General features: G+C 69.8%; 15 protein-coding genes. 5 read left to right on the forward strand and 10 right to left on the reverse strand.

Annotated features, from left to right (window positions below):
• Window position 1 precedes the first annotated feature (1 nt).
• Together RWH45_RS02645 and RWH45_RS02650 are read right to left on the reverse strand one after the other, a co-directional pair.
• Complete coding sequence (locus tag RWH45_RS02645) at window positions 2-556, reverse strand: tripartite tricarboxylate transporter TctB family protein (RefSeq protein ID WP_315993369.1); 555 nt, start codon at window positions 554-556, stop codon at window positions 2-4.
• Window positions 553-1,569: a Bug family tripartite tricarboxylate transporter substrate binding protein gene (locus RWH45_RS02650; protein WP_315993370.1), complete on the reverse strand. Its 1,017-nt coding sequence runs from the start codon at window positions 1,567-1,569 to the stop codon at window positions 553-555. The genes RWH45_RS02645 and RWH45_RS02650 overlap by 4 nt, the downstream gene beginning before the upstream one ends.
• 170 nt (window positions 1,570-1,739) lie before the next feature.
• Here RWH45_RS02650 and RWH45_RS02655 point away from each other — a divergent pair, with 170 nt between their 5' ends.
• The gene (locus tag RWH45_RS02655) at window positions 1,740-3,326 is read left to right on the forward strand and encodes an ATP-binding protein (protein ID WP_315993371.1); all 1,587 of its coding nucleotides are present in this window, start codon (window positions 1,740-1,742) and stop codon (window positions 3,324-3,326) included.
• A complete protein-coding gene (locus RWH45_RS02660; protein ID WP_315993372.1) occupies window positions 3,326-4,006 on the forward strand; it encodes a response regulator in 681 nt (226 codons plus the stop codon). Before RWH45_RS02655 ends, RWH45_RS02660 begins: the two co-directional genes overlap by 1 nt.
• A gap of 296 nt (window positions 4,007-4,302) precedes the next feature.
• On the opposite strand, the gene RWH45_RS02665 is transcribed toward RWH45_RS02660, so the two are convergent.
• The 8 genes from RWH45_RS02665 to RWH45_RS02700 form a co-directional block, all read right to left on the reverse strand.
• Window positions 4,303-5,415 carry an adenosine deaminase gene (locus tag RWH45_RS02665; protein ID WP_315993373.1) on the reverse strand — a complete coding sequence of 371 codons (1,113 nt, stop codon included), beginning with the start codon at window positions 5,413-5,415 and terminating at the stop codon, window positions 4,303-4,305.
• Between the two features lie 26 nt (window positions 5,416-5,441).
• Window positions 5,442-6,743, reverse strand: a complete 1,302-nt coding sequence (locus tag RWH45_RS02670) for a thymidine phosphorylase (protein ID WP_315993374.1) — start codon at window positions 6,741-6,743, stop codon at window positions 5,442-5,444.
• Entirely contained in the window at window positions 6,740-7,141 is a 402-nt protein-coding gene (locus RWH45_RS02675) for a cytidine deaminase (protein ID WP_298874382.1), read from the reverse strand. The genes RWH45_RS02670 and RWH45_RS02675 overlap by 4 nt, the downstream gene beginning before the upstream one ends.
• 43 nt (window positions 7,142-7,184) lie before the next feature.
• Window positions 7,185-8,480: an ABC transporter permease gene (locus RWH45_RS02680; RefSeq protein ID WP_315993375.1), complete on the reverse strand. Its 1,296-nt coding sequence runs from the start codon at window positions 8,478-8,480 to the stop codon at window positions 7,185-7,187.
• Complete coding sequence (locus tag RWH45_RS02685; RefSeq protein ID WP_315993376.1) at window positions 8,477-9,841, reverse strand: ABC transporter permease; 1,365 nt, start codon at window positions 9,839-9,841, stop codon at window positions 8,477-8,479. The genes RWH45_RS02680 and RWH45_RS02685 overlap by 4 nt, the downstream gene beginning before the upstream one ends.
• A complete protein-coding gene (locus RWH45_RS02690) occupies window positions 9,838-11,358 on the reverse strand; it encodes an ABC transporter ATP-binding protein (protein ID WP_315993377.1) in 1,521 nt (506 codons plus the stop codon). The genes RWH45_RS02685 and RWH45_RS02690 overlap by 4 nt, the downstream gene beginning before the upstream one ends.
• A gap of 163 nt (window positions 11,359-11,521) precedes the next feature.
• Complete coding sequence (locus RWH45_RS02695) at window positions 11,522-12,628, reverse strand: BMP family lipoprotein (protein WP_315993378.1); 1,107 nt, start codon at window positions 12,626-12,628, stop codon at window positions 11,522-11,524.
• A 224-nt stretch (window positions 12,629-12,852) separates the two neighbouring features.
• On the reverse strand, window positions 12,853-13,971 hold the full coding sequence (locus RWH45_RS02700; RefSeq protein WP_076674157.1) for a mannose-1-phosphate guanylyltransferase: 1,119 nt from the start codon (window positions 13,969-13,971) through the stop codon (window positions 12,853-12,855).
• Window positions 13,972-14,198: 227 nt separating this feature from the next.
• On the opposite strand from RWH45_RS02700, the gene sdhC reads away from it, so the two are divergent.
• The 3 genes from sdhC to sdhA are packed head-to-tail and all read left to right on the forward strand — an operon-like array spanning window position 14,199 to window position 16,967.
• Window positions 14,199-14,633 carry a succinate dehydrogenase, cytochrome b556 subunit gene (sdhC, locus tag RWH45_RS02705; RefSeq protein WP_074615813.1) on the forward strand — a complete coding sequence of 145 codons (435 nt, stop codon included), beginning with the start codon at window positions 14,199-14,201 and terminating at the stop codon, window positions 14,631-14,633.
• Complete coding sequence (locus tag RWH45_RS02710; RefSeq protein ID WP_315993379.1) at window positions 14,633-15,091, forward strand: succinate dehydrogenase hydrophobic membrane anchor subunit; 459 nt, start codon at window positions 14,633-14,635, stop codon at window positions 15,089-15,091. Before sdhC ends, RWH45_RS02710 begins: the two co-directional genes overlap by 1 nt.
• Window positions 15,092-15,137: 46 nt before the next feature.
• Window positions 15,138-16,967, forward strand: a complete 1,830-nt coding sequence (gene sdhA, locus RWH45_RS02715; protein WP_315993380.1) for a succinate dehydrogenase flavoprotein subunit — start codon at window positions 15,138-15,140, stop codon at window positions 16,965-16,967.
• Window position 16,968: the final 1 nt, after the last annotated feature.

Consider the following 16,968-nt stretch of genomic DNA (forward strand, 5'->3'; position numbering starts at 1 on the left):
CCTAGCCGAACAGGGGTCCGGGGCCGTACCACCAGTCGAAGGCGGCCCCGCGGGGAAGGAAGAGGCCCAGGCCCTCGCCGAAGAGGAGCTGGGTTCCGATGCCGATGACGAGACCGGCGAGGAAGGCGACCCACGGACGCTTGGCGCCGAGGGTCCAGGCCACGCCGCCGAACAGCAGAGCGGCGACCATCCACCAGCCGAGCAGTTCGAGCAGCAGCAGAACGGCGACCATCAGCGCGACGAGCTTCAGGATCGTCCACCAGTCGGTCTTGGCATCCGGATCGATGTCCTCACCCTCTTCGCGCGGAGCCACCCGGCCCCGCAGAGCGGCGATGACCAGCGTGATTCCGGAGCCGAGCAGAATGGCGGCGACGGCGAAGGGGAACACCTGGGGGCCGATCGCCTGACCGGCGGGGACGCGGATGGCGAACGCGCCGACGAGGGCGAACACGCCCAGCCCGACCACGACGCCGGCGAAGGCGACGTTGCCGATGCGCTCGGCGCCCCACCGGGGGCGGCTGGTCGGCCCCGCCCCCGGTGCGTCGGTGGTCGTCACGACACGAGCCCGATGTTCTTCAGGGTTCCGGAGACGTCGACGACGTTCTCCTCGACGAAGGAGGTGAACTCGTCGCCGGTCAGGAAGGCGTCGGTCCAGCCGCGCTCCTCGAGCACGCTCTTCCACGCGTCGGACGCGTGCATGTCGGTGACGAGCTTCGTGAGGCCCTCGGCATCCGCCTCGCTGATCCCTCCCGGGGCGAGCAGGCCGCGCCAGTTCGTGTAGACGACGTCGTAGCCCTCGGAGGTCATGGTGGGCACGTCGGGCAGCAGCGCCGCCGCCTCCTCGCTCGAGACGGCGAGGGCGCGCAGGTCGCCCGACTTCACGTATTCGGCGAACTCCCCTACGCCCGAGATGCCCGCCGCGGCGTTGTTGCCGAGCAGCAGCGACACGGCCTCGCCGCCGCCGGCGTTCGGCACGTAGTTGAGCTTCGAGGTGATGTCCGCCCCGGTCAGGCCGGCTTCCTCGAGGAGCAGCCCCGCGAGGATGTGGTCCGCGCCGCCGGCCGAGCCGCCCGTGATGGTGACGCCCTGCCCGTCGGCGACGACGGCGTCGACGAGGTCCTTCAGCGTTTGGTACTGGCTGGCCGCGGGTACGACCACGACCAGCGGCTCCTCGGTCAGGCGCGCGATGGGGGTGGTGTCCTCGATGCGGTTCTCCGCGGCGTTGGTCTCGACCGCGCCGACCATCACCAGGCCCGTCACCATGAGCGTGTACGGGTCGCGCTCGGTCGCGAGCGAGGCGAGGCCGACCGTGCCGCCGGCGCCGCCGACGTTGCTCACGGCCGCGGTCCCGACGAGCTTGTCGCCGGTGAGCACGTCGGAGACGGCGCGGCCGGTCTGGTCCCAGCCGCCGCCCGGATCGGCGGGGACGACGATGTTGACGGAGTCGATGGAGGCGGCATCCTGCGAGGCGGCCGCCCCGCCGGCACCCGCGCCCTGCGGGTTGCAGCCGGTGAGGGCCGCGAGCGACAGCGCAGCCAGGGGGACGAGGGCGATGGTGGTGCGACGCATGCGCGATACTCCTCTTCGAGTTCGGGTGAGGCGCCGTCGCCTCCCCGCTGATCGCTCACGGTAGGCAGAGCGCACGGATGCCGTCTCGCTTGCGCAAGTAACGACGAGTTCGGCAACTATTGGTCGCGGGCGGGTGTGGGCGGCGGTCGACGCCCGGGAGACAATGGAGCGTGGTCCGAGCACTGTCGCTGAGACTGCAGCTGTTGCTGCTGCAGGCGCTGATCGTGTGCGTCGTGACCCTCGGTGCCGGCCTCGTCGCCGTCTGGATCCAGGAGAGCGCGATCCGGGACTCGTACCGCGAGCGCATGGTCGGCGTGGCCCTGTCGATCGCCCGTCTGCCCGTCATCGTCGAGGCGTTCGACGACCCCGACCCCTCGGCCGCGATCCAACCGGTCGCGGAGGTGATCCGGGAGGCGTCGTCGCTGACCTACGTCGTCGTCACCGATGTCGACGGCATCCGCTTCTCGCACCCTCACCCCGACCGCATCGGAGAGAGCGTGTCGACAGACCCCTCGATCCCGCTCTCGGGGCAGGTGTGGTCGGGCACCGAGACGGGCACGCTCGGCGAGTCGTACCGGGTGAAGGTGCCGGTCTACGCCGACGGCGACACCGGTGAGGACGACGCGGGGGCCGAGATCATCGGGTCGGTGTCGGTGGGCGTGCTGGAGTCCGAGCTCGCGGCCGACCTGCAGTCGCGCCTGCCGGGACTGCTGCTGGCGTTCGGCGGAGCAGCGGTGGCGGGGGTCTTCGGCGCGGCCTGGGTCGCGGCCCTCATCCGCCGCCGGATCTTCGGGCTCGAACCCGACGAGATCGCCGAGATGGTCGGCGAGCGCGAGACGATGCTGCACCGTCTGAGCGAGGGCGTCATCCGCGTCGATCACCGCGGCATCGTCACGAGTGCGAACGACGCCGCCGAGCGCATCATCGACCGCGGTGCTCTGCGGGGCCGCCGCGCCGACGAGACGCTCGACGGGCCGCTCCTGCAGGTGATGGAGGACGGCGAGCCCGAGGGACGCCTCGTGCTCGCCGGCGAACGCCCCGTGATCGCCCGCTCGACGGGATTGCGCGACGACCGCGGGCGCCTGGTCGGCGCGACGCTCCTGCTCCGCGACCACAGCGAGCTGCACGAGGCGCTCCGGCAGATGGACGGCCAGCAATCGCTCACCGAGGGGCTGCGCGCCCAGGCGCACGAGTTCGCCAACTCGCTGCACGTGGTCTCAGGCCTGCTCGAACTCGGAGCCTACGACGACGCCCGGGAGTTCATCGCGCGCGTGCGCCCGGGCGGGTCGCTGGACCTCGGTCCGGATGCCGCCGGTCTGGGCAGCGAACTGACCGCGCTGTTGTCGGTGAAGCTCGCGCGATCGCGTGAGCTCGATGTCGCGCTCGAGATCATCGCCGACGGCACCCCGCCGGCCGAGGCCGTCGGCGACATCGTCACCGTGGTGGGCAACCTCGTCGACAACGCGCTGGAAGCCTGCCGCCCCGGCGACCGCCTCCGCGTGACGGTGGATGCCACGGCGCCCGCCGTGCGCATCGTCGTCGACGACAGCGGCGCGGGGGTGCCCGACTCCCTCCACGACCGCGTGTTCGACGAGGGCATCAGCACGAAGGACGCCCGTCATCGCGCTCGCGGGATCGGCCTGGCCCTGGTGCGGCGCGTCGCGCGTCGCCGCGGCGGCGAGGCCCGCGTGTCGCGCTCCCCGCTCGGCGGTGCGCGGTTCGAGGTCGTCCTGCCCGAGCCGGAAAGGGTCTCATGATGGTCCTGCGCGTCCTCGTCGTCGACGATCAGCCCGCGGTCGCGTCGCTGCACGGCCTCTTCGTCGCCGGTCACGCCGCATGCGAGGTCGTGGGCACGGCGGGCAGCGGTCCGGATGCCGTGGCGGCCGTCACCGATCTCCGTCCCGACCTGGTGCTCCTCGACGTGCACCTGCCGGGCTTCTCGGGGCTGGACGCCCTGCGCGCCGTGCGAGCGGATGCCGGGATCGTGCAGCCCGAGGTGATCGCCGTCACCGCCGCGCGCGACGTCGACACCGTGCGCACGGCACGGCTGATGGGGGTGCAGCACTACCTCGTCAAACCGTTCACCGCGAGCGAGCTGCACGCGCGCATCGACGATGTCCTGGCGGAGCGCAGGTCGTCCGCTGCCATGGAGGGATCGCTCAACCAGCGGGGCGTGGACGCGGTCCTGCGACCCGTGACGCGACGCCCGCTGCCGAAAGGGCTCTCGCGTCCGACGCTCGACCTCGTGCGCACCGCGCTCGACGACCTCCGCTCGGCGAGCGCGGCCGAAGTCGCCGACCACCTCGGCCTGTCGCGGGTGAGCTGTCGGCGGTATCTGGAGCACCTCGCCGACGACGGCGAGTGCGTCCGCAGCCTCGACTACTCCACCGCCGGTCGCCCGAGCACCCGCTACACGCTCGCGACCCCGCTGGCGTAGTCCCCGGCCCCCGTCCGCCCCGGCGCGGCGCGGCGCCTTGCACGCTCTCGCCCTCCCCCCGGCATCCCCTTCGTCGAGTGTCCAGGACACCCCGCATCCCGGCGCGAGGCGCGGCGTGTCCCGGACACTCGCACGCGCTGACGCGAGCGAGACGCCGGGGTCCCCCTTCATCGAGTGTCCAGGACACGCCGCGTTCCGCTGCCCGGCACGGCGTGTCCTGGCCACTCGACAGGGGCGAGGGCATCGCGCGACGACGTGGCGCGCACCCGCGGGTACGCGCCACTCGAAGCCGCGACTCAGCGCTGGAAGCCGTCCGAGATGATCTCGATGAGCTCTTCGCGCTCCTCCACCGGGAGGAACGCCCCGGCAGCGGCGTTGAGCTGGAAGGCCTCGAGATCGTCGAGGCCGTACTCGAACGCCTCCGCCAGCAGCCCCAGCTCGCGCGTGAGCGTCGTCGCACTCATCAGGCGGTTGTCGACGTTCACCGTGACCGAGAAGTCGAGCTGGTACAGCAGGTCGAAGGGGTGGGCGTCCATGGTGTCGCCCCAGGCTGTGACGGCGCCCGACTGCAGGTTCGACGTCGGCGACAGCTCGAGCGTGATCTCGCGGTCGCGCACCCAGCGCGCCAGGTCGCCGAACGTGACCTGCACGTCTTCTCCCTCGCGGGACACGACGTCGAGGTCGTTGGCGATGCGCACACCGTGGCCGAGGCGGAGGGCGCGCCCGTCGATCAGTGCGGAGCGGATGGATGCCAGACCGGCGCCCTCCCCCGCGTGCACCGTGGTCGGGAAGAACTGCTCGGCGAGGTAGTCGAACGCGGCACGGTGGCGGCTGGGGAGGAACCCGTCCTCCGCCCCCGCGAGATCGAACCCGACCACGCCCCGCCCGCGCCACGCGACGGCGAGCTCGGCGATCTCGCGCGAGTTGTCGGCGTGGCGCATCGCGGTGAGGAGCTGGCCGACGCGGATGTCGTGTCCGCGGGCGTCCGCGGCATCCTCTCCCTCCTCGATGCCCTCCTGCACGGCGTCCACGACGTCGTCGAGGCTGAGACCGCGGGTGAGGTGCTGCTCGGGCGCCCAGCGCACCTCGCCGTACACGACGCCGTCGGCGGCGAGGTCTTCGACGAACTCCTTCGCGACGCGCACGAGACCCTCGCGCGTCTGCATGACGCCCACGGTGACGTCGAACTTCTCGAGGTAGTCCTCGAGCGAGCCGCCGTCGATGTGGTCGCTGAACCAGGCCTTCAAGCCCTTGGCATCGTCGGCGGGGAGGTCGAGGTCGATCTCGTCCGCGAGCTCGAGCACGGTCTGCGGACGCAGTCCCCCGTCGAGATGATCGTGCAGCGACACCTTCGGGAGGTTCTTCACCTTCACGCCGTCGACGCGGAAGTCCTCGGTGGCTGTGCCCATGGGGGTGCTCCTCTTGCTGGATGCCATCACGCGGTGATGCGTTCGCGCACGATCGACGTCCCCGCCGGGGCGGTGTCGCCGATCTCCCACGCACCGTCGACCGCGTCGAGGGCGCGCGCGAAGCGCGTCTCATCGTCGGCCGACAGGGTGAACAGCGGCTGGCCGGCGGCGATGGACTGGCCCACCGTCACGTGCAGGTCGATACCCGCCGCGTGCACGACGGCATCCTCCGCCCGCGCGCGACCCGCGCCCAGACGCCAGGCCCCGATGCCGAAGGGCAGGGCGTCGACGCGCGTGACGACACCGGAGCGATCGGCGACGACCGTGTGCGTCTCGCGCGGAGTGGGGAGGGCGGCATCGGGGTCGCCGTCCTGGGCGCGGATCATGCGCTTCCACACGTCCATCGCGCGACCGTCGCGAAGCGCCGCCTCGACGTCGGCATCGGGCCGGCCCGCCAGCGTGAGCATCTCGCGGGCGAGGGCCACGGTCAGCTCGACCACGTCGGCGGGTCCGCCTCCCGCCAGCACCTCGACCGACTCGCGCACCTCGTTGGCGTTGCCGATGGCGAGGCCCAGCGGGGTGTTCATGTCGGTGAGCAGCGCGGTGGTGTTCACACCCGAGTCGGTGCCGAGCGCGACCATCGTCTCGGCGAGCTCGCGCGCGCGGTCGATGTCCTGCATGAAGGCACCCGAGCCGAACTTCACGTCGAGCACGAGCGAGTCGGTGCCCTCGGCGATCTTCTTCGACATGATGCTGGAGGCGATGAGCGGGATGGCCTCCACTGTGCCGGTGACGTCGCGAAGCGCGTAGAGCTTCTTGTCGGCGGGGGCGAGCCCCGTGCCCGCGGCGCAGATGACCGCGCCCACGTCACGCAATTGGGCCATGATCTCGTCGTTCGACAGCGCCGCACGCCAGCCGGGGATCGACTCGAGCTTGTCGAGAGTGCCACCGGTGTGGCCGAGCCCCCGACCCGAGAGCTGCGGCACGGCGACGCCGAAGGCGGCCACCAGCGGCGCGAGCGGCAGGGTGATCTTGTCGCCCACGCCTCCCGTCGAGTGCTTGTCGACGGTCACCTTGCCGAGGGAGGAGAAGTCCATGCGCTCGCCCGACGCGATCATGGCGTCGGTGAGCACGCGGATCTGGTCGCGACCGAGGCCGTTCAGCAGCACTGCCATCGTGAACGCCGACATCTGCGCGTCCATGACGTAGCCGCGCGTGTAGGCGTCGACGAGCCAGCGGATCTCGCCCTCGGTGATCGCGCGTCCGTCGCGCTGAGCGCGGATGATGTCGACGGCGTCGTACGACTCCACCGATCCCTGACCGCTCATCGCGCCGCCTCCTCGAGGTCGCGGGGCCCGAACGCGTCGGGCAGCACCTCGTCGATCGTCCGGATGCCGCTGACCGTTTCGAGCAGCATCCCGGGGATCGCGTGCTCGAAGAGCAGCTGACGGCAGCGACCGCACGGCATGAGGGTGCGTCCCTCGCCGTCGACGCAGACGAAGGCCACCAGCTGACCGCCGCCCGACATGTGCAGCTCGGAGACCAGGCCGCACTCGGCGCACAGCGTCACGCCGTACGAGGCGTTCTCGACGTTGCAGCCCGAGACGATGCGCCCGTCGGCGACGAGCGCTGCGGCGCCCACCTTGAAGCGGGAGTAGGGCGCGTACGCGCGGTGCATGGCATCCGTCGCCGCGGCGCGGAGTTCATCCCAATCGATGTCGGTCATCGTGGTGCGGGGGGTCCTCTCGTGAAGGGGGAAGCGGGCTGGGTCAGCCCTTGATGTACGGTTTGCCGGCGGCCGCGGGTCCGCGGACCTTACCGACGAGACCGGCGACGGCGAAGATCGTCACGACGTACGGCAGCATGAGCATGAACTCGCTGGGCACGGGCGATCCGATCACGCCGAGGGTGTTCTGCAGGTTCGATGCGAAGCCGAACAGCAGAGCCGCGAGCGTCGCCCGGATCGGGTCCCACTGGCCGAAGATGACCGCGGCGAGCGCGATGTAACCGGCACCCGCCGTCATCTCCTTGTTGAAGGCGCCGACCGAGCCGAGCGTGAAGAACGCGCCGCCGAGGCCCGCGATGGCCCCACCCAGCGAGACGTTCCAGAAGCGCGTCTTGGCGATGTTGATGCCGACGGTGTCGGCGGCCTGGGGGTGCTCTCCCACCGCGCGCAGGCGCAGGCCCCAGCGCGTGTGGAACAGCCCGAGGTAGACCAAGGCGACCGTGACGTACATCAGGTAGACGATGACGGTCTGGTTGAACAGCATCGGTCCGATGATCGGGATGTCGGCCAGGAAGGGGATGGGCAGACGCGGGAAGCGGGGCGGCGAGTTCAGCGTCGCGGCGTTGGGCGCGAGGACCTGCGAGAAAAGGAAGCTCGTCAGGCCCACCACGAGCACGTTGAGCACGACACCGACGATGACCTGGTCGACGAAGTACTTGATCGCGAAGGCAGCCAGCACGAACGACACGAGCACGCCGGAGACCCCGGCCGCGAGCAGCCCGATGAACGGGTTGCCCGTCGCGGTGGCCACGATCGCGGAGGTGAACGCCCCCGCGAGCAGCTGACCCTCGATGGCGATGTTCACGACGCCGACGCGCTCGCTGAGCACACCCGCCATGGCACCGAAGATGAGCGGAACCGACAGGCTGAGTCCACCGGCCAGCAGACCGGTCAGCGGGATCACCGAGGTGGTCGCCCCCGCGGCCGCCCAGGTGAGGAAGCCGACCATGAAGACGAGGGCGAAGATCACGGCGAGCCAGATCGGGGGGCGGCGGCGTGCCCGCACCATCATCACGCTCGCGAGCGTGACCACGGCGAGCAGCACCGTGCAGACGATGCCGGTGACGACGCCGCCGAGGACGACCTCGGGCAGTTGCAGGAACTCACCGGGACTCGAGATGCGGAAGACGGCATCGCCGTCCTGCCGGGCGACGATGAACAGCACGGCGGCCAGCACCGTGATGACGCCGTAGACGATGGGCGCCTTCCAGCTGACGACGACAGCGGTGTCGAGCGTCTCCGGAGCCGTGGCCTCGGGGTGTGCGGCGGTGGTGCTCACCGGGCCGCCTCCTTCTTCTTGGCGGCGCGCACCTTGGGCTGGCGCGCCCCGGGGGCCGGCAGACGGAAGATCGCGCGCACCAGCGGCGGCGCCGCGATGAAGAGCACGATGAGCGACTGCACGACCAGGACGATGTCGACCGGAACGCCGTTGGCCGCCTGCATGGCGAAGCCGCCGGCCTTGAACGCGCCGAACAGGATGCCGGCGACCAGCACGCCGACGGGGGTGGAACGACCGAGCAGGGCCACGGTGATGGCGTCGAAGCCGATACCGGCGTCGATGCCGCTCGAGAAGCCGGTGGTCACCGTGCCGAGCACCTGGTCGACGCCCGCGAGGCCCACGAGGGCTCCCGAGATGAGCATCGCGTAGACGTACATCGACTTCACGTTGATGCCGGCTACGCGCGCCGCGTTCGGATTCAGGCCCACGGCGCGGAAGCGGAAGCCGAGCGACGAGCGCTCGAGGATCCACCAGACCACCGCGACGGCGACGAGCGAGAGCACGAAACCGAAGTGCAGGTTGTACCCGGAGCCGAAGAGGTCGGGGAACACCGCGGTGTCCTTCATCGGAGGGGTCGTGGGGTTGTTCGATCCCGGTGCCTGCAGCAGCCCGGGGGTGCGCAGGAGGTAGTACACGATGTAGAACGCGACGTAGTTCAGCATGATCGTCACGATCACCTCGTGCGCCCCGGTGCGCGCCTTCAGCACACCGGCGATACCGGCCCAGACGGCTCCCGCGACGACACCCGCGACGAGGGCGACGATCATGTGGATGCCCCACGGCAGGTCGAACGCGAAGGCGACCCATCCGCCGGCAGCGGCGGCGACGAGCATCTGGCCGCGACCACCGATGTTGAACATGCCGACGCGGAAGGCCAGGGCGACACCGAGACCGGCCGCGATGAGCGGCGTGGCGAAGGTGAGCGTCTCGGTCAACGGCCGGATGCCGGTGGCGAACTCCGGACGACGGAAGTTGTAGATCGCGCCCTGGAAGAACGACGAGTACGCACCGGAGACCGACTGCCAGATGGCGGCGAGGGTGTCGCCCGGTCGCGCGAAGAAGTACCCCGCTGCGGCCTGCACGTTCTCGTCGGTGGCGGCGATCATGATGGCGCCGACGAGCAGCGCCAGGATGACGGCCAGCACCGAGATGATGGCGTTGCCGGTGGCGATCTCGCGGAACGCCCGCCGCCAGCGGTTCTCGTCGTCCGCCGGTTCGGGGGCGACCACGCGTGCCTCCGTGGCGGGATCGATGCGGGATTCGCCCTCGAGGGCGAGGTCGGCCTGACCGGCCTCGGCGACCTCCGCGGCGCGCTCGGCGCGCGCGGCGGTCGGGTCGTGCGGGCTGTGCGGATCGCTCACGCCGCGACTCCTTCGTTCTGGGGCGCTTCGCCGGCCATCATGAGGCCCAGCACGTCGCGCGAGGTGTCGCCGGGGACGATGCCCACGACGCGACCGCGGTACATCACCATGATGCGGTCGGCGAGGGCGGTCACCTCGTCGAGCTCGGTGGAGACCACGATGACGGGGACTCCGGCGTCGCGCGTCTCGATGACGCGCTTGTGGATGAATTCGATGGAGCCGACGTCGACGCCACGGGTCGGCTGGGCCGCGACGAACAGGCGCAGGTCACGGCTCAACTCGCGCGCCAGCACGACCTTCTGCTGGTTGCCGCCCGACAGACGCCCCACCGGGGTCTCGATCGAGGGAGTGCGCACATCGAACTCGGTGACCTTCTCGCGCGCGAAGTCGGCGAGGGTGGACAGCTGGATCGCGCCGCCCTTGACGAACGGCGCGCCGTCGGCGCGGTCGAGCATGAGGTTCTCGGCGATGGAGAACTCCCCCACCAGACCGTCTTCCTTGCGGTCTTCGGGGACGAAGCCCACCCCCGCGTCGAGGACCGCGCGCACGCTCCGTCCGTTCAGCTCCGTCCCGTCGAGAACGACGGAACCCTCGACGCGCTCCTGCAGCCCGAGCAGCGCCTCGGTGAGCTCGGTCTGACCGTTGCCCTGCACACCGGCGATGGCGAGCACCTCGCCCCGACGCACGTCGAAGCTCACGTCGTTGACGACCAGCTGTCCGATGGGGTCGACGACCGTGAGGTTCGACACCGAGAGGCCGACGTCGCCGAGCGTCGGCTCCTCCTTCTGCACGGTGAGCTCGACCGCGCGGCCGACCATGAGCGAGGCCAGCTCGGCGTTCGAGGCGCGCGGGTCGGCCTCGCCCACGACCTTGCCGAGACGAATGACCGTGATGCGGTCTGCGACCTCGCGCACCTCGCGGAGCTTGTGGGTGATGAAGACGATCGAGGTCCCCGCGGCCTTGAGCTGGCGCATGATCGCCATCAGCTCGTCGGTCTCCTGCGGGGTGAGCACGGCCGTGGGCTCGTCGAAGACGAGCACCTTGGCATCCCGGGAGAGGGCCTTGATGATCTCGACGCGCTGCTGCACGCCGACGGGCAGGTCGTCGACGAGGGCGTCGGGGTCGACGTCGAACCCGAAGCGATCGGAGATCTCGCGCACCTTCGCGCGGGCGGCCGCGAGGTCGAGGCGACCGCCGACCTTGGTGGGCTCGTGGCCGAGCATGACGTTCTCAGCCACCGTGAAGACGGGGATGAGCATGAAGTGCTGGTGCACCATGCCGATTCCCGCGCGCATCGCGTCGCCGGGACCGGAGAAATGCTGGACGGCGTCGTCGAGCAGGATCTCTCCCCCGTCGGCCTGGTAGAGGCCGTAGAGGACGTTCATCAGGGTGGACTTGCCGGCACCGTTCTCGCCGAGCAGGCAGTGGATCTCTCCGGCCTCGACGGTGAGGTCGATGTGATCGTTCGCCACCAGGGACCCGAAGGTTTTCGTGATCCCGCGGAGTTCGAGCTTCATGTTCCCGATCCTAAGTTCTGTGGCATCGGACGAGGGAGGCGTCCGACGAGACCGACCCGCCTCGTGAGCGGATCGGCGTCTGGGGAGGAGGGGCGCAGGGCGCCCGCTCCATGAGGAGGGGAGGCCGGCATCGCGCCGGCCTCCCCTGGAGAGTGGAGTTCTCTCAGCCGGCCAGGTAGGACTCGACCTTGATCTTCCCGCTGATGACGTCGGCCTTCAGCGCGTCGACCTTCGACGACAGGTCGGCCGGGACACGGTCGGACCAGTCGTGGAACGGGGCCAGGCCCACGCCGTCGTTCTCGAGCGTGCCGACGAACGGGGCAGTGTCGAACGAGCCCTCGCCCGCGGCGACGATCGCGTCCTTGGTGCCCACGTCGATGCCCTTGAGGATCGAGGTCAGCAGCAGGTCGCCGATGCCGGGGTCGGTCTCGTACACGTCGGCGTCCACGCCGACGAGCGCGATCTCGCGGCCGGAGTCCTGGATGGCGACGGCGGCCGACTGGTAGATCGGGCCACCGACGGGCAGCAGCACGTCGACGTTCTGGTCGATGATCGCCTGCGCGGTCTGGCGCGCGGTGTCGTTGGCCTCGAAGCCACCGGTGAACGAGCCGTCCTTGGCGGTGCGGTCCCACCCGACGACGCGCACGGACGCGTTGTTGTCGGTGTTGTACTTCTCGACGCCCTGGGCGAAGCCGTCCATGAAGATCGTCACGGTCGGGATGTTCATGCCGCCGAAGGTGCCGACGACGCCGGTCTTCGACGTGCCCGCGGCCAGGTAGCCGGCGAGGTACGCCGCCTGAGCGGTGTCGAAGATGATCGGCTTGATGTTCGGGGCGTCGGTGGTGCCGTCGAAGTTCTGGTCGACGGTGTCGTCGATCGAGACGTACTGCAGGTCGGGGTTCGCCGTGGCGGACTCCAGCGCGGCGGGGGCGAGCAGGAAGCCGACGGTGATGATGGTGTTGCAGCCCTGGTCCACGAGGTTCTGCAGGTTCGAGGCGAAGTCGGTCTCGGACTGCGACTGCACCTCGATGGGCTTCTTCGAGCCGAGCTCGGAAGCGGCGGCGTCGAGGCCCTCCTTGCCGAGCTGGTTGAACGACTTGTCGTCGAATCCACCCGAGTCGGACACCATGCAGGGCAGGTAGTCGCTGGCGCCGGCGGCGGCACCACCGGATGCGCCGTTGCTCTCGGGTGCGGCGCCGCAACCGGCGAGCAGCGCCGCGGCGCCGATCATGGCGAGGCCGCTGACGACGGCCTTCTTCGTGGTCTTCACGAATGGTCCTCCAAGACGGATGCCCCCAACGGGTTCGGGGGACGATCCCGTCACGTTACCTACTGTGTCGGCGGGCTTGCGTCCCCGAGAGCCTCGCGCGCATCAATGGTTACAAAGACGCAATCTCGCGTCACGCGACCGCCACACGCCACAGCGGGCGAGACACTGGATGCCACGCGGGGCGGCATCCGGTGTCAGCGGCGTCCGAGCCGAGGCCTGCCGTGTCAGAGGACGTCGCCGCGGCCGGTGAGCTTGAGGGCGTCGACGACGCCCTTCACGCGCTGCGCGTTCTCGCTCGTGGTCACCAGGAGCGCGTCGGGGGTGTCGACCACGACGATGTCGCGCACGCCGATGAGGCTGATCACGCGCTTGGTCTGCGAGACGACGATGCCGCTGGAGGCGTCGGAGAGCACGCGGGCGTCCTCACCGAGGATCGCCAGCTCGTTGCGACCGCCCGAGGAGTTGAGTTTCGACAGGCTCGCGAAGTCGCCCACGTCGTCCCAATCGAAGTGCCCCGGGATGACCGCCAGGCGCCCCTTCTCGGCGGCCGGCTCGGCGACGGAGTAGTCGATGGCGATCTTCTTCAGTCCCGGCCAGATGCGGTCGACCGCGGGGCCGCGACGATCGCGATCGTCCCACGCCTCGGCGAGCTCGAGCAGCCCCGCATGCAGCTCCGGCTCGTTGACGGCGAGCTCGGCGAGCAGCACGTCGGCGCGGGTGATGAACATGCCCGCGTTCCAGAGGTACGCGCGGTCCGAGAAGTACTCCTTCGCGGTGTCGAGGTCGGGCTTCTCGACGAAGCGCTCGACCATGTACGCCTCGGGGGCGTCGTCGACGATGAGCTCGTCGGACTGCTTGATGTAGCCGAAGCCGACGGAGGGCTCGCTCGGCTGGATGCCGATGGTGCAGATGTATCCGGCCCGTGCGACGGCCACGGCCTGACGAACGGCGAAGTCGAACTGACGGGTCTGGCGGATGACGTGGTCGGCGGCGAACGAGCCGATGATGACGTCGGGCTCGCGGCGCACGAGGATGGCGGCGGCGAGACCGATCGCCGCGGAGGAGTCGCGCGGCTCCGATTCGAGGAAGACGTTGTGGTCGGGGACGCCGGGGAGCTCCCGTTCGACGGCCGCGCGGTGGGCACGGCCCGTCACGACGGCGATGCGGTCGGCACCCGAGAGCGGGGCGAGGCGATCCCACGTGTCGCGCAGCAGCGTCTGGCCCGACCCGGTGAGGTCGTGGAGGAACTTGGGGGCGTCGGCGCGCGACAGCGGCCACAGGCGGCTGCCGATCCCACCGGCGGGGATCACGGCGTAGAAGTCGTCGATAGCGATGTCGGCCATGGCTCCGACCCTACTGCCCGCGCGCACGCGCGCTTTTCCGCGCGGTGACGGGTGATCGACGGCACCGGAACGCGGCGTCGGCGGCATCCGAAGATATCTCGATGTCGAGAGAGTCTTAGGCGGCCCTAATCCCCGCCGTTCATAGGCCGGACGTAGTATTCGATGGCGCCCGTGTGACGCTCGGACCCGCGTGGGTCCCACACCGTGTTCGATCAGGGAGGACGACCGTGTCAGCACCAGCACGTGCCACGCCGTCGGTGAAAGAGACCACTTCGAAGAGGCCTCGCGGCACTCTCTACCGCGGCCGTGAGGGCATGTGGTCGTGGGTCCTTCACCGCATCACCGGCGTGGCGATCTTCTTCTTCCTCCTCGTGCACATCCTCGACACGGCGCTCATCCGGGTCTCGCCCGAGGCGTACGACGCCGTCATCGGCACCTACAAGAACCCGGTCATGGGTCTCGGCGAGGTGGCCCTGGTCGGCGCGATCGCGTACCACGCGTTCAACGGCCTGCGCATCATCCTGGTCGACTTCTGGCCGTGGGCCACGCGCCACCAGCGCCAGCTGTGGTGGGGCGTGCTCGGTCTCTGGGTCGTCACCATGCTCGGGTTCACCCCGCGCCACCTGATCAACGTCTTCAGCGCCGTCACCGGGAGCCACTGATGTCCGTCGCCCAAGAAGCCGCCACGATCCCCGCGCCCCGCACGCCCTCCGTGCGCAAGAAGGGCACCAACCTCGAGAAGTGGGGCTGGATCTACATGCGCGCCTCCGGCGTGCTGCTGATCGTCCTGATCTTCGGCCACCTCTTCGTCAACCTCATGACGGGCGAGGGCATCCACCAGATCGACTTCGCGTTCGTCGCGGGCAAGCTCGCCTCGCCGTTCTGGCAGTGGTGGGACGTGCTGATGCTCTGGCTGGCCCTCATCCACGGCGCCAACGGCATGCGCACGATCGTGAACGACTACGTCACGAACGCCCGCATCCGCACGATTCTCGTGGGCTCGCTGTGGGTGTCGGCCGGGTTCCTCATCCTGCTCGGCACGCTCGTCGTCTTCACCTTCGACCCCTGCCTCGGCGTGACCGAGAGCAGCTCCCTGTGGGACGTGTGCCAGGCGGCCTGAGCCGACGGCATCCCTTCTTTCCCCTGACAGCAGAGGTATCGCACACGTGAGCACTCAGACCAGCTCGGACTCGATCGTCAAAGACGGCGTCCACTACCACCAGTTCGACGTCGTCATCGTCGGCGCGGGCGGCGCAGGAATGCGCGCGGCCATCGAGGCCGGCCCCGGCGCGAAGACCGCCGTCATCTCGAAGCTCTACCCCACGCGCTCGCACACCGGTGCGGCGCAGGGCGGCATGGCGGCCGCGCTCGCGAACGTCGAAGAGGACTCCTGGGAGTGGCACACCTTCGACACCATCAAGGGCGGCGACTACCTCGTCGACCAGGATGCCGCGGAGATCCTCGCCAAAGAGGCCATCGACGCCGTCATCGACCTCGAGAACATGGGCCTGCCCTTCAACCGCACCCCCGAGGGCAAGATCGACCAGCGCCGTTTCGGCGGTCACACGGCCGACCACGGCAAGACGCCCGTGCGCCGCGCATGCTACGCGGCCGACCGCACCGGCCACATGATCCTGCAGACGCTGTTCCAGAACTGCGTGAAGCTCGGCATCAACTTCTTCAACGAGTTCTACGTGCTCGACCTCATCACGGTGAAGGATGCCGCGGGCAAGACGCAGGTCGCCGGCGTCGTCGCCTACGACCTCGCCACCGGCGAACTGCACGTGTTCCAGTCCAAGGCCGTGGTCTTCGCCACCGGCGGCTTCGGCAAGATCTTCAAGACCACCTCCAACGCCCACACCCTCACCGGCGACGGCGTCGGCATCGTCTGGCGCAAGGGCCTGCCGCTGGAGGACATGGAGTTCTTCCAGTTCCACCCGACCGGTCTCGCCGGTCTCGGCATCCTGCTGACCGAAGGTGCCCGCGGTGAGGGCGCGATCCTGCGCAACGCCAGCGGTGAGCGCTTCATGGAGCGCTACGCCCCCACCATCAAAGACCTCGCGCCCCGCGACATCGTCGCCCGCTGCATGGTCCAGGAGGTGGCCGAGGGCCGCGGAGCAGGCCCCCACCGCGACTACGTGCTGCTGGACTGCACCCACCTGGGCGCCGAGGTGCTGGAGACCAAGCTCCCCGACATCACCGAGTTCGCCCGCACCTACCTGGGCGTCGACCCGGTCGTCGAGCCGGTCCCGGTCATGCCGACCGCGCACTACGCGATGGGCGGCATCCCGACCAACATCAAGGCCGAGGTGCTCGCCGACAACGACACGGTCGTGCCGGGCCTCTACGCGGCCGGCGAGTGCGCGTGCGTCTCGGTGCACGGCTCGAACCGCCTGGGCACCAACTCGCTGCTCGACATCAACGTCTTCGGCAAGCGCGCCGGTCGCAACGCCGTCGAGTACGTCAAGACCGCCGACTTCGTTCCGCTGCCCGAAGACCCCGCCGCCGAGGTGCGCGGCCTCATCGAGGGCCTGCGCAACAACAGCGGCACCGAGCGCATCGCGGTGCTGCGCAAGACGCTGCAGGACGAGATGGACAAGGGCGCGCAGGTGTTCCGCACGCACGAGTCCCTCGCGCACGTCATGGACGTGATCGCGGACCTCCGCGAGCGCTACAAGAACATCCACGTCGACGACAAGGGCAGGCGCTTCAACACCGACCTGCTCGAGGCCGTCGAACTGGGCTTCCTGCTCGACCTCGCCGAGGTCGTCGTCTACTCGGCGCAGAACCGCGAGGAGAGCCGCGGCGGTCACATGCGCGACGACTTCCCGACGCGCGACGACGAGAACTACATGCAGCACACCATGGCGTACCTGTCGGGCGACCCCCACTCGTCGCACCCCGCCGACCACATCGAACTCGGCTGGAAGCCCGTGGTCTTCACCAAGAACGAGGCCGGGGAGCTGCGCTACCCGCCGCTGGAGAGGAAGTACTGAG

It is taken from the genome of Microbacterium galbum (genome assembly GCF_032464915.1).
Classification (GTDB): domain Bacteria; phylum Actinomycetota; class Actinomycetes; order Actinomycetales; family Microbacteriaceae; genus Microbacterium; species Microbacterium galbum.

Coding starts and splice junctions, on each gene's coding strand:
- RWH45_RS02650 (WP_315993370.1), bottom strand. CDS start 1,569: ATGCGTCGCACCACCATCGCCCTCGTCCCCCTGGCTGCGCTGTCGCTC.
- RWH45_RS02660 (WP_315993372.1), top strand. CDS start 3,326: ATGGTCCTGCGCGTCCTCGTCGTCGACGATCAGCCCGCGGTCGCGTCG.
- RWH45_RS02665 (WP_315993373.1), bottom strand. CDS start 5,415: ATGGGCACAGCCACCGAGGACTTCCGCGTCGACGGCGTGAAGGTGAAG.
- RWH45_RS02670 (WP_315993374.1), bottom strand. CDS start 6,743: ATGAGCGGTCAGGGATCGGTGGAGTCGTACGACGCCGTCGACATCATC.
- RWH45_RS02675 (WP_298874382.1), bottom strand. CDS start 7,141: ATGACCGACATCGATTGGGATGAACTCCGCGCCGCGGCGACGGATGCC.
- RWH45_RS02690 (WP_315993377.1), bottom strand. CDS start 11,358: ATGAAGCTCGAACTCCGCGGGATCACGAAAACCTTCGGGTCCCTGGTG.
- RWH45_RS02700 (WP_076674157.1), bottom strand. CDS start 13,971: ATGGCCGACATCGCTATCGACGACTTCTACGCCGTGATCCCCGCCGGT.
- RWH45_RS02710 (WP_315993379.1), top strand. CDS start 14,633: ATGTCCGTCGCCCAAGAAGCCGCCACGATCCCCGCGCCCCGCACGCCC.